11 protein-coding genes are annotated in these 13,528 nt (G+C 43.0%); 1 reads left to right on the top strand and 10 read right to left on the bottom strand.

Features of this window, described 5'->3' with window-relative positions:
• Window positions 1-37: 37 nt before the first annotated feature.
• From KOL94_RS12730 to KOL94_RS12765, 8 genes are all read right to left on the bottom strand, one after another.
• The gene (locus KOL94_RS12730) at window positions 38-862 is read right to left on the bottom strand and encodes a carbohydrate ABC transporter permease (protein ID WP_221566787.1); all 825 of its coding nucleotides are present in this window, start codon (window positions 860-862) and stop codon (window positions 38-40) included.
• A 579-nt stretch (window positions 863-1,441) separates the two neighbouring features.
• Window positions 1,442-2,395, bottom strand: coding sequence for a carbohydrate ABC transporter permease (locus tag KOL94_RS12735; protein WP_221566788.1), 954 nt, complete (start codon window positions 2,393-2,395; stop codon window positions 1,442-1,444).
• 119 nt (window positions 2,396-2,514) lie between these two features.
• Window positions 2,515-3,792: an ABC transporter substrate-binding protein gene (locus KOL94_RS12740; protein WP_221567705.1), complete on the bottom strand. Its 1,278-nt coding sequence runs from the start codon at window positions 3,790-3,792 to the stop codon at window positions 2,515-2,517.
• 195 nt (window positions 3,793-3,987) lie between these two features.
• Window positions 3,988-4,845, bottom strand: a complete 858-nt coding sequence (locus KOL94_RS12745; RefSeq protein WP_221566789.1) for a MurR/RpiR family transcriptional regulator — start codon at window positions 4,843-4,845, stop codon at window positions 3,988-3,990.
• A gap of 17 nt (window positions 4,846-4,862) precedes the next feature.
• Complete coding sequence (locus KOL94_RS12750) at window positions 4,863-6,116, bottom strand: exo-beta-N-acetylmuramidase NamZ family protein (protein ID WP_221566790.1); 1,254 nt, start codon at window positions 6,114-6,116, stop codon at window positions 4,863-4,865.
• A gap of 28 nt (window positions 6,117-6,144) precedes the next feature.
• Window positions 6,145-7,851 (bottom strand): serine hydrolase domain-containing protein, encoded by a 1,707-nt coding sequence (locus KOL94_RS12755; protein WP_221566791.1) that lies wholly within the window; start codon window positions 7,849-7,851, stop codon window positions 6,145-6,147.
• A 571-nt stretch (window positions 7,852-8,422) separates the two neighbouring features.
• Complete coding sequence (nagE, locus tag KOL94_RS12760; RefSeq protein WP_221566792.1) at window positions 8,423-10,327, bottom strand: N-acetylglucosamine-specific PTS transporter subunit IIBC; 1,905 nt, start codon at window positions 10,325-10,327, stop codon at window positions 8,423-8,425.
• Between the two features lie 229 nt (window positions 10,328-10,556).
• Window positions 10,557-10,856, bottom strand: a complete 300-nt coding sequence (locus KOL94_RS12765) for a hypothetical protein (protein WP_221566793.1) — start codon at window positions 10,854-10,856, stop codon at window positions 10,557-10,559.
• A 304-nt stretch (window positions 10,857-11,160) separates the two neighbouring features.
• Here KOL94_RS12765 and KOL94_RS12770 point away from each other — a divergent pair, with 304 nt between their 5' ends.
• A complete protein-coding gene (locus KOL94_RS12770) occupies window positions 11,161-11,421 on the top strand; it encodes a hypothetical protein (RefSeq protein WP_221566794.1) in 261 nt (86 codons plus the stop codon).
• Window positions 11,422-11,598: 177 nt separating this feature from the next.
• Here the strand turns inward: KOL94_RS12770 and KOL94_RS12775 are convergent, their stop codons facing one another.
• Window positions 11,599-12,801, bottom strand: a complete 1,203-nt coding sequence (locus tag KOL94_RS12775; RefSeq protein ID WP_221566795.1) for a DEAD/DEAH box helicase — start codon at window positions 12,799-12,801, stop codon at window positions 11,599-11,601.
• A 20-nt stretch (window positions 12,802-12,821) separates the two neighbouring features.
• On the bottom strand, window positions 12,822-13,478 hold the full coding sequence (locus tag KOL94_RS12780) for a hypothetical protein (protein WP_221566796.1): 657 nt from the start codon (window positions 13,476-13,478) through the stop codon (window positions 12,822-12,824).
• Between the last annotated feature and the right edge of the window lie 50 nt (window positions 13,479-13,528).

Genomic DNA, 13,528 nt, shown 5'->3' on the forward strand with positions numbered 1-13,528 from the left:
CTTTGCGGATCATGCTTTTCTCTTTGTTTTTAAAAGTCTATTTGACCGCTCCTGCTGTCAGACCATCCATGAATTGTTTGGAAGCGATGAAAAACAGGACGATCATCGGTAAAGAAGAGAGCGTCAATCCTGCGAATAACGCTCCCCAATCCGCAGAATATTCACCGAATAACGAAAGCATCCCGACCGGAATCGTCTTCTTCATTTCATCAGTAATGAATACTAAAGGGAAAAAGAAATCATTCCACGATTGGATGAAATTAATGATCATCACAGTTCCAAGCGCAGGTCTCATGATCGGAAGCAACACATGCCAGAAAACCTTGATATCTGTCGCCCCATCCATACGGGCTGCTTCTTCCAACTCTTTAGGCATGGTTCGGAAAAAACCGGTCAAAATCAAGATGGATAATGGAATTCCAGTTGCTGTATAAAGGAACACGAGTGACCATAGGGAATTGATGAGACTCAAATCCTTCATCAGCATGAACAAAGGTACGATCCCCAATTTGATCGGAATCATCATACCGATCAAGAAAAAGAAGAACAAATAGTTATTCCACCAGAATGAATATCTCGCAATGTAAAAAGCTGCGAGCGATCCGAACAAGAGAATGAAAATGACTGATACCGCACTGACAAAAACACTGTTCCAGAAGAAAGTGAAGAACGGTATTTGCTCAAGGAGCTTTTGATAGGGTTCAAGACTGAAAGATTTCGGAATCGACAACGGATTCTTAAAAATTTCAGCATTCGTCTTGAAGGAAGAATAAACCATCAACAGGATGGGGTATACACTGATCACCGCAAAGACGAATGCGATTAAATAATAGATGGATCTGGATGCGATATGGTTTTTCATATTCTCCCTCCTAGAAAAGTAGAACTTTCCGGAAACCAAGAGTGAACAACTCGACGGTTATCACTTCCATAATAGTAGATTTGTCAGAACCTAGAGATTCGAGGAAGCACGTGAGCGATCACCGGAATGTACTATAGGTACATGAGGATGTGAGCGAACACAGCTGACAACGAAGCTCGACGGTTATCACTTCCATAATAGTAGATTTGTCAGAACCTAGAGATTCGAGGAAGCACGTAAGCGATCACCGGAATGTACTTTAGGTACATGAGGATGTGAGCGAACACAGCTGACAACGAAGCTCGAAGGTTATCACTTCCATAATAGTAGATTTGTCAGAACCTAGAGATTCGAGGAAGCACGTGAGCGATCACCGGAATGTACTATAGGTACATGAGGATGTGAGCGAACACAGCTGACAACGAAGCTCGACGGTTATCACTTCCATAATAGTAGATTTGTCAGAACCTAGAGATTCGAGGAAGCACGTGAGCGATCACCGGAGTGTACTTTAGGTACATGAGGATGTGAGCGAACACAGCTGACAACGAAGCTCGACGGTTATCACAAATCTACAACCTACATTTGGACCTCACGCCTCCGCAACACAAACAAAAACAACGCCGAAATTGTCGCAATGATCATGAACAGGACGACTGCCAATGCTGAACCTAAACCGATTGCTGCTGAATTTGCTCCTCCTGAACCGAATGCTAATCTATAGAAATAGACGGCTAATGTATCCGTGGAATAATACGGTTCACCCATTGAGCCTTGCATCGCATAGACGAGCTCGAATGCTTCAAATGCATGGATGAAAGTCAGTACTGTCATGATAGTGATCGATGGGATCATCAATGGCAGGATGATTTTTCGGATCAACTTGAATCCAGTCGCTCCATCCAGTCGAGCCGCCTCGATCAGATCATTTGGAATCCCCTGTAAGCCAGCAAGGAAAATCAATACTGCAAACCCGAGACCAAACCACGAGTTTACGAGAATGATTGCGATCAGAGCAGTGTCAGGGTCACCGAGCCAAGCCTTGGCCCAGCTTTCCAGCCCTATCTTTTCCAAAAAGACATTCATGGCACCGAAGTTCGGGTTCAGAATCAGCTTCCACAAAAAACCTACGATAATGACCGACAGTAAGCGGGGTAAAAAATAAGCAGCCTTGAAAAACTCCGCGAATCTGATTTTTTTATAAATGATATAGGCGAGCATGAAGGCGATCCCATTTTGTACTACCATCTCTAATAGAAAGTAGATGATGTTATTTTCAAATGCATTCCAGAACATACTGTTGAAAGGTTCTCTAGTAAAGAGAGCGATGAAATTTTCGAATCCGATGAACGCACCCCTTCTGATCCCCTGCCAATCAAAAAGGCTATAAGAAAAGGCAGCGAACAACGGATAAATGATGAAAGTAACATATATAGCGAGGGCGGGGATCGGAAAAAGATGGATGATCATCTTTCTCCAATCCTTCTTACTCTTAGATTTTGTAGGTATGTTCGTTTTCGTTTCGAGCTCCATCGATCCTCGCCACCTTAAAGAAATCTTGGCAAAGCCAAGCCTTAGCGCAGGCTGAGCTTTAGTTGCCCTTATATTGAAGAAAGTATTTATACTTTCTTTAAATGTTATTCAGTCATCATTTATTGAAATGGTTCGAAATACGTTTCAGCGTTTCCTTGCAGCTTTTCAGCAACATCTTTAGATGATTGTTTTCCGAGATACATCCCTTGAAGTTCAGTCTCAAGTGTCGCCTTCGTTGTCGGATTCCCTTTGTTGAAATGAACGAGCATCATGTAAGGGGTAGAATCCGTATTGGATGCTTCAGCCATCGCAGTGACCAGTTCATCTTCTGTTTCTACTCCTGGAACTGCAGGGATCCGCGCCAACTCATCCGAAAATAGTTTTGCAAATTTTTCTGTTGTCATGAACTCCAGAAATTTCTTCGCATCTTCTTTATTTTTCGAATTGGCATTGATTCCATAGGATCCATCCACCCAGGTCGTCATGGTAGGTTCCTTACCTTCAGCAGATGGCATTGGGAAGAATCCAAGCTCCAACTCAGGATTCATTTCACGAAGCACCTCGATTTCCCAGCTTCCTAATGGGAACATTGCAGCTTCTTCAGTAAAGAAAAGCGTACGGATATCTTCCATCCCGAGACCTTCGTAATTATCCGGGAAGTATTTCTTCAACTCATCCATCGCCTCAAGTGAAGAAACAAATTCATCGCTCGTGAATGTTTTATCCCCTGAGGTGATTTGTTCTACAAATTCGCCAGCCCCATAATGTGCAGGACCGACAATCGAATGGGCTAATGATAATAGCCAGCCTTCTTTCGTCCCGAGTGCGATTGGTGTTACATCTTCTGATTTCAGCTTTTCGTTCAGATCGATGAACTCATCCCACGTTTTCGGCTCTTCCAATCCATGTTCCTCGAAGATTTTCTTGTTGTAGAACATTTGCGCAGAATTCAGCGACAAAGGGACACCATAGATTTTGCCGTCTTCAGATGTAGCAGCAGAAATCGTATCATCCGTAAAAGTATCGATTCCCTCTAGATCATCAAGCGGCTCAAGGTACCCTGCTTTCGCAAGTTCCATTCCAGGTGCGTATGGACGGAGCTGGATGATATCAGGTCCTTCGCCACTTTGTAGAGCTGTATTGAGGATCGTATCGTATTCCGTATTTTTTGAAGGCTTGAACTCGATCTTGATGTCTGGATGTTCTTCATTAAACGCCTCGATGATTTTGTCATAGGCAGCCTTGTCTTCCGTTCTCCAGCTTCCGATCGTCAGGACATCACCACTGGAGTCATCCCCGTTGCTATCAGAGTCGCTACCGCCTGTACTATTGCACCCTGCAAGTGCAAGGGACAAAAGTAAGAGCACCCCAAGAAACAAACTGAACCACCGTTTCATCACATTGAACCCCTCCTAATTAATGTTTAATAAAGCTGGTGCTATTTGATTGTTGATGATGCGTAAAAACCAATAAAGTTGGAAATATGCGAGACTCCTACGGGAAAGCAAGCTAAGCGTGATCCCGCAGGCAATTAAGGATCTTCGACTAACAGCCACCACGTCCAACTAGTAACAGTTTAAATCACCGAATCATCAATCCATTTGCTTTGATACTTGCACCGCTTTTCTTGTCCTTTCGAGTGCATCAATGCTTTCATCATATTTCCTGCTCGTCATTCCGATATATAAAATGTCGATCACATTCAACTGGGAGATCCGGGAACTCATTGCTCCACTTCGGATACTCTGCTCCAATGAACTTGTGAACAGATTAATATCCGTAAGGTCGGCTACAGGATTAGTACCGAATTTCGTCAGTGAAATCGTTTTGGCTCCCTTTTCTTTTGCGATCTTCAAGGATTCAATTACATCTTTTGTCCTTCCTGAATAAGAAATGCCGAATGCAGCATCTGCGTCTGTCAAATTCGCACTGATCGTCCCCTGGGTATCAAAGTCGAACGCCGCTTCACACCAACGATTGATTCTTGTCAGTTTCTGCTTGAAATCCTGTGCAATGACTGCTGAAGCCCCAATGCCGTATATAGCAATTTTCCTGGCTTTGCTCAATACGTCCACAGCCGCTTCAACCTGTTCAAGAGAAAGGACTGAAAGGGTATCATTGATGGATTGGATGTTGTTATGTGAAATCGTCCCGATCATGGAAGCTATCGAACCGTTAGTCGGTATTTCCTGATAGGAATGGTTATTGTTATTGAATTGGGCAAGATCACCTGCAATCCTCAGTTTCAATTCCTGAAATCCTTTATAGCTGAGGGCTCTTGAAAGGCGGATGATCGTCGCTTCACTGACTTGTGTCCTTTTCGCAAGCTTCTGGACGGATAAGTTCACTACTTCGCCAGGGTTGGTCAAAATATATTCAGCCACTTTCCGTTCAGAGGGCTTCAAGGAAGGCATACATTCTTGGATGCTGATTAATCCACCTTTTAACATCAAACCGATCTCCTAAATCAATAAAGCAGATATTGTTCGCGTGTATTTTTGAATTGTTCGAGGTCATCCTGCCATTGAGCTTTGATTTCTTTTACGGATTGTCCCTCCTCAATCGCATCACGCACCCATCCGTTTCCAATCAATAAATCGAAGAATGACACTCCTGCACTGTTTTCAGCACGGAAATCAAACTCTTCAGGGTACATGTCATGAATGGTTTTCACGAGGTGAAGACCGGTTTCCACTGGTGAAAAAGCTTTTTGATCTGTCACATGCAGCTGGACACCATGACTCAACTGACCACGATGCTTTGAAAACACAGGTGTAAACGACGCTGCACGGAATGTAACTCCGCGTAATTTCAAGTCATTCAATTCCGTAGCTAGTTCGGTACTGTTGATGAACGGTGCTCCAATCAATTCGAACGGTTTTGTCGTCCCTCTTCCTTCCGATACGTTCGTTCCTTCAATCAAAGCTGCACCTGGGTAGACGAGGGCTGTATCTACTGTCGGCATATTAGGTGATGGAAGAACAAATTCAAGCGATGTATCATCGTAATACATATTCCGTTTCCAATTATCCATTTCAACAACTGTCAGATCTGCTCCGAGTTCGAACTCTTCATTGAACAAGCGTGCCAGCTCACCCACTGTCATGCCATGACGAAGCGGAATCGGATACATTCCGACAAATGAACTGTAGTCTGGGTCAAGTACTGGTCCTTCCACTTTTGTTCCGCTGATCGGGTTCGGGCGGTCCAAAACGATGAACGGGATATCGTTTTCGGCTGCTGCTTCCATTGCGTATGCCATTGTGTAGATATACGTATAGAAGCGAGTGCCGACATCCTGGATATCAAATAGAAGGACATCTACGTTTTCAAGCATTTCAGGAGTCGGTTTTCTTGTTTGACCATAAAGGCTGTAGACCGGAAGTCCTGTCTCTTCATCAATGTAGAACTCCACATATTCCCCAGCCTGCGCACTCCCGCGCACGCCATGTTCTGGTCCGTATAAGGCTGTCAGATTCACGTCCGGATCGTTATGGAGCAGATCTACGATGCTATTAAGCTCCTGATCGACGCCTGTCGGATTCGTGATCAGTCCTACCTTCTGCCCTTCAATCAGATCCTTCTGTTCATCCAACAAGACTTCAACTCCAAGTTTTACTTGTTTTCCTTTCCCTTTTCCATCAGCGTTGGTGGTAAGTCCTACAGCCACCGTTGACAAGACAAGAACAGTCGTTATGACCATGACGTACCATTTTTTCACTGTAATCCCTCCCGTTTAGTTTTAGAGATTAAAAGTCTCGGAGCTCCCAACCTTCACCAGAAAAGTCTGGGGTCATTTCCGCCCCATCTTCCAGTTCCAATTTCAGATTGTCGATGTACCAGCCGCGTCCATTCGTGTAGCTATCCGTTTCATAACGGAATCTCACATATTTTGCATTAGCCGGCACTTCTACTTGAACTTGATTCCATTCACTACTTCCAGTAAACGAATCATGGATCTGAGACCAGCTTTCCCCATCCTCTGAAACTTCGAATTTTCCTGTATCGTAACCAGACTCGAGCCTGTACCAGGTATCGAAGGTCAGCGTTGCAGGTCCACTCAGATCGACTTCAGCTGTAAGAGAACGCTCCATCGCATCCCCATAGCCAGAGAACCACGCCGGACTTTTATCAATCATCTCAACTGGAATAGCGTCAGCTACCTGTCTGGCAAACGCGCGTCTTGCAACATTCGTAGAAACTGTGTTTCGCGTCGGATGGACACGATTTGTTAAAAGAATTGCGATTGTTGCATTATTCAAATCGACTACGATCGACGTCCCTGTGTAACCGGTGTGGCCAACTGTTGAACTGGAGGAAAGGGCATCCATAAACCAGCCTTGCTGAATCTCCCATCCTAATCCATGGTCATTTCCAGGAAACTCTGGAATCTGGTTTTCAACGAGTAGTTTGACAGTTTCAGGCTTGAGGATCTGCTTGTTTCCATACCGCCCGTCATTCACATACATGTGTGCAAGTTTGCCAAGATCCTCTGCTGTGGAAAATACGCCAGCATGTCCAGCCACTCCATCCAGGGACCAGGCATTTTCATCATGCACTTCCCCCCAAACAAGACCGCGATTGGTCCATGACTGGTATTCTGTTGTAGCAATCCGTTCTTTGAGGGATTCTGGCGGGTTGTACATCGTATCGTCCATGCCTAACGGATCGGTGATATTCTCTTTTACAAATTGATCGAGCCGCTTGCCTGAAAGACGTTCAACCAATGCACCGAGTGTGATCATGTTCAAATCGCTGTATGTATAAGTCGTTCCCGGCTCATTGTTAAGAGGGTGTGCAAATACGATCTGAAGCCGTTCCTCACGGCTATCGCCTTGCGTATAGAGAGGAATCCATGCTGTAAAACCTGAGGTGTGGGTCATCAATTGCCTGATTGTCACGTTACCCTTTCCATTTTCTGCAAATTCCGGAAGGTGATCTGCTACTGGGTCATCCAATTCAAAATAGCCATCTTCGTAAAGTTTCATTGCTGCAGTAGTGGTGAAGATTTTACTGATGGACGCAAGATCGAATATCGTATCGTCTTGCATCTCGATCGGATTTTCCATTTCATTTTTGCTGTCATCCGTATAACGAGCTGCATACCCATAAGATTCGTGTTTAACAATATGGCCGCGCCTTGCCACCAACGCTACTGCACCTGGCATGACATCGTCTTCGATCATCGTGTCCATCACACCATCGATTTCTTGTAACGGTTCACTCCTCATCCCTGCCCCCCTTATCGATTCTGGTTTGAGAATGGGTAAAACCGGACCGGGATTTCCCCATGAAAAAGCAGGATGAGCATTACTGCTATTGCTCTTAGTTTCATTTTGTTCAATGCTAGGAGCTACAGGATGATTGTCATTCGCTTGCGCTAAAGTACTACCTGCTACTGAACTTGAACATACCAACAAAGCCGCTAAGGTAACAGTCAATGTTTTGGTTTTCATAGTACCTCCTTTTTCATAGTTGATCGTATAGAGCTATGAAGCTGCAGCCCTCCTTCCATTCTTGAAAATGTAAGTGCTTCCAAAATCTACTTTCAGGTTACCTAAGGGGAAAACAAGTTGTCTATACCACTTAAGTCCCTAACAACCGATTAAGGGACGTTAATTAAGACCTTTGATTCAGTCCTAATTAATTATTTTTGAAATATTATGTCAATTATAGTGCAGAATTTTGAAGTTTTATTTCAAAGTATGTTTCTTAATTGATGATGAGCCATTGTTGTAGAGCTCTTTCCCTGAAAAAGTCTTGAGGGCAATTCTTAACGGACACCCTTGCTGTTCGAATGAGCGCTTACCTGGGACAGTCTTTCGATGATTTCTCTTCTTCCTGTTCCAATTAGCGCCTTTTCTGGACAGACTCTGAACCAAACTCTTTCAAATTTAACGGACATACAGGACTCTATCTTTTACAAATGAAAATAAGGTCTCTGGGGTCCGCTATTTTTTCACAACAATCAACGAACTTAAAAAAACAGAGCTGACCCATAGAGGCAGCTCCACTCATATACATAAATTATTTTGTAATTTCAATGACGTTTGTTTCGCCTTGATTAATCGTTCCAGATTTCTTCAACTCGACTCTTTCACTCTCATCCAGATTAGTGAAGATGATCGGTGTAACGGTAGATTTTGCATTCTTTTGAAGATAGCCTAGGTTCAACTCCAGTAATTTTTGCCCTTGTTTCACTTCATCACCAACTTTGACATAGGCCTGGAATCCTTCACCATTCAACTCTACTGTATCCAACCCAACATGTATCAGGATTTCATAGCCATTTTTCGATTCAATGCCGATCGCATGTTTTGTCGGGAACAGATTGATAACTTTTCCATCGACTGGAGAGATGACCGTTTTTCCGGTCGGTACAACCGCAAAACCGTCTCCCATCATCCGTTCAGAAAACGTCGGGTCATCCACATCGGTAATCGGAATGATTCGTCCCTCAATTGGCGTGGCAAAATCATTTTCACCAAAGGCCGATCTAGCAGATGATTTTCCGACATCAACGGCAACCGATTCTTGAGGAAGCCTCTCTTCATTGGCTGCCATTTGACGCTGCATGGCGGTGGCAACGAACTCGACATTCGTACCGACAACTACCTGGAGATTTCTCCGGTCAATTTTCATAACCCCTTTTGCTCCGTGTCTTTTCAATGCCTGTTCATCAATTGCGTTCATATCTGCAATATTTAATCGAAGACGGGTTGCACAGCTGTCAATCGATTGGATATTTGATTTACCACCCAGTGCTTTGATGAAGTGGTAAGCCATATCTTCATATTTGTCACCAGAATCAACCTTAACGGGACCATCAACGTCAGCCATGTCCTCATCATCTTCACGACCCGGTGTTTTCAGATCCAATGCCTTGATAAGGAAATAGAATACGACAAAATAAATGGCTGCATATATAAGACCAACGATGAACAATAGCCACGGCCGCTGGGCAAGTCCGAAATTCAGAATGTAGTCGATAGCACCTGCGGAAAACCCGAATCCATGATGGATGTCCAACGCGTACGTAACCACCATTGCACTACCAGTCAATAAAGCATGCACGCCATATAAAATAGGTGATAAGAACATGAAAGAGAACTCAATCGGTTCTGTAATACCTGTCAGGAAGGAAGTGAAGGCAATCCCGACTAACAATCCGGTGACCGCTTTTTTCTTTTCCTTTTTAGCAGCAGCAATCATTGCAAAACATGCTGCAGGGAGACCGAACATCATGATCGGGAAGAAGCCAGTCATGAATATTCCTGCTTCTGGATCACCTGCAAAGAAACGATGCAGATCACCAGTCGCTCCGTTATATTCGCCAAATACGAACCAGACGAGACTATTGATAACATGGTGCAGACCGATCGGAATGAGTAATCGGTTGAGAACCCCATAGATTCCGACGCCTGCTGCCCCTGCATCGATGATCCATTGACCAATTGCATTGATGCCATCCTGGATTGGAGGCCACACGAATCCGAAAAGACCTGCCAGTACAACCATCACCCCAGCCGTGATGATGGGTACAAATCGTCTTCCTCCAAAGAAGGCGAGGTAATCTGGTAATTTTATATCATGAAAACGATTGTAAAGCAATCCAGCTATGACCCCAGATAAAATACCCCCGAGGAAAGCCATATTGATTTCTTCATTAATGGCTTTTGTCCCTTCTGTCAACACGAAAAAAGCGACCGCACCCGCTAATCCGGCAGCGCCATTCGAGTCTTTGGATAACCCGATTGCTACTCCAATCGCGAAAAGAAGTGGCAGATGGGCAAAAATAGCATTACCAGAAGCTGCAATAAACGGGATCCCTAATAAATCATCTTGTCCCAAACGTAAAAGTAATGCCGCTGCGGGCATGATGGCAATCGGCAGCATCAATGCCCTACCGATTCTTTGCAAAAATCCTAACATAAACAATCCTCCTTATATTTTTAAAATTTTCTGAAACCTTTTCATACATAGATATATCAAAAAAACGCCTCCAATTGTTTCAAAATTTTATAAATAGGATAAAAGTATGAAATAAAATTTCAGGTTAGTTAATAAAGTTTCGAGGGGATCATGAGCAATTACGAGGCAATCTTGAGCAATTCCAAGACTATCTTGAACAAATGTAGCCTTAAAAGAAGAGGAACTGACATTAAAAAACGTCAGTTCCTCTATATAGATGTTTTTTCGCCTTCGAGATTTTATGGCAATCTCTTATTGAGATGACTTTATCTGCTGATGAGCGTGATATTAAAAATAAAGCTCGTTTTCTCCAGAAAAACTTCCGATAGTCTCCGAAAATATATATTAAAATCGTGAAAAATAAAATTGGTATACTTGCAATCAAGTATAACGTAAGTGGGTGTTCTGTTTGGTCCACTGTCGTTTGTGCAAATGCTGCATTACTCAAGATAAACCAAAAGAACGGTACACTAAGTATGATTTTTCCCATACATAACATCCCCTTCGTTCATCTATTTCAGCAATATTTTACTCCCTTTTAGATAAAAAAGATATGACGAAACACAATTTCCGAAAAAATAAAGTCTTATATTTATATGAAAATTTCTTATTCATTCCTTTTTTACATACAATTAGGAAGTCTCCTCTTTCCTTTTTCAAAAGTCTGGAGTTAGACCTAATAAACGGACACGGAAAATTGACACTTCGTCTCTTTCAAAATAATTCTTTCTGGCAAAAATCTCTCCTTTTCATACTATAGAAGTGAATCTTCATTAGAATTGGGGAGGTAACTTTTGAAGGAGTATATCTATCACCAATGTTTATACCATGTTGAAAAGCCTGTTATGATCACGACTTATGACAAAAAAGCTTATATTGGGGTCATCAAAAAAGTGGATTCTGAAAAGGTCTACTTACAACCATTTGAAGAAAGAGATGGTCGGTTCTTTCCATTACTAGGGGCTGGACTAATCGGTTTGGGTCTCGGAGCTATTGCTGGAGTAACCCTTTTTAGACCACCATACCCATACCCACCTTATGGATATGGGTGGTAAAGAAAACTTGGCAAAGCTAAGCCTTGGCGCAGGCTGAGCCTTAGTTGCGCTTATACTGAAGAAAGTATTTTTATACTTTCTTTAAGTGTAAACCTAAAATGTCTCATTGCTAATGTAGTGAGACATTTTCCAATAAAAATTCGCGGTAATTTGATCTTCTCGATGGTTTTAAAATCGTCATCTTTTTTTTCGAGTGCTTTGTTTCCTATTGTTAGCGTCGTAAGACATTTCTCTGGGTAACCTCTTAGATGAAGGTTGGCTACCAGGTTTAACAACGACTTCCATCCGCTCAATTCTTTTATCAATTGCATTTTCAATCATTGCTAAAGCCTTCTCATCTTTTGGAGCGATGAAAGTGATTGCCATTCCTTTTTCCCCTGCTCTTCCCGTTCTGCCGATCCTATGGATATAGCTCTCCACGTCCTGTGGTACATCATAGTTAAAGATGTGGGAAACTCCTTCGACATCAAGACCTCGCGCGGCCACATCTGTTGCAATCAGTAGATGGACTTCCCCATTACGGAACCGTTGCATAACGTCTTCGCGCTTCGCTTGTGATAATCCGCCATGCAGCTCATCCGTCAGGTACCCTTTCTCCGATAAAGCAGTGTAAAGTTTGCTAACCCGCCGCTGCGTCCTGCAAAAAATGATCGCCAGAATCGGGTGCGTTTCCTTTACGACCTTCAAGAGGGCACTTTGCTTTTGACGGTCAGTGGTCTCTACAACATATTGTTGGATTTCCTCAACCGTCTTCCCTTTCGTGTTTACCTTGATCTGTTTTGGTGATCGCATATAGCGGTTCGCAAGCTGCCGTATATCATCAGGCATCGTTGCTGAAAAAAGGGCTGTCTGCCTTAATTCAGATGTCTGATCAATGATTGTTGCAACATCTTCTAAGAAACCGATATGCAGCATCTGGTCCGCTTCATCAAGAATAAGCATCGATACGTGTGAAAAATCAATTGTCCCGCGTCGTACATGATCGAGGATTCGTCCTGGCGTCCCAATCACGATATGGACGCTTCCCTCAAGCTTGTGGATCTGTTGAATCACATCCTGTCCACCATACACTGCTAAAACATTGATGTCTTCATCTTCAGTAAGTTTGTACAGCTCTTGCGTGACTTGCAAAGCCAACTCTCTCGTCGGCATGATGATCAAGCCCTGGATGACCGCTTCATCTGGATCGATTTTTTCAAGCATCGGTAGGAGGAACGCCATGGTTTTTCCTGAACCTGTCTGAGCTTGGGCGACGATATCATCCCCGCTTTTTAATAAAGGAATCGACTCTGTCTGTATTCGTGTCGGATTTGTGATCCCTTGCTGTTCAAGCTTTTTTATATAGTTGGTTGATAACCCTAGTACTCTGAAGTCTTTCATAATTACCACCATGCTTTCTGTTAGAACCAGCTGTTCTTCTGCTTTTTCTTTTCGGTCTTCGGGAATATAAAATAAGATAATGTAATGAGGATATCGATAATAACAACCAATGTCCAGATTCCCGTCACTTGTGCGGCAACGCGATGTTCAAACAGTCCATTTCTCACCAAATTATCAATCGTATCCCCTGTTCCCTCAGAACTGAATAATGTACTGAAATCCCTGAACGGCATATTCAATGAAAGAACGAAAATGACAGCGGCATATAATAAGACATGTATGACAAGGCCTTTCAACTGATGGACTGCATGCTTCATTCCGTACTGTTGTTCACTAAAATCCTCTGGCTCAAGCGGTTCGCCCTTCAGCTTTTTGATAGTCCTCTTGATAAAACGATCCAGCTTTTTGAAATCATTCTTTCCGAATGTCAACGCGTAGATCAGGAAAGCCGTAATGACAACCTGGAAAGTATCGAACTCGCCAGTATTCCTATAATCGATGATACCGATCATCAATAGCCATATATCACTGACTAACCAGATCACAATCAAGTATTTACTCAGCTTCTCCAAATTGAATAGGTAGCGGACGAGTAAGAATCCGATGACACTACCCCAAAAAATGATCTCACCAACTATGAAAAATAGCCATTTATATTCCGATATGAATTCGACCATTTGCCTATCCCCCATATGCTGTTTTTTTCCATTAATCCTATGCTACTTAA

Origin of the sequence: Alkalihalobacillus sp. TS-13, from assembly GCF_019720915.1 — a bacterium.
Taxonomy (GTDB): domain Bacteria; phylum Bacillota; class Bacilli; order Bacillales; family Fictibacillaceae; genus Pseudalkalibacillus.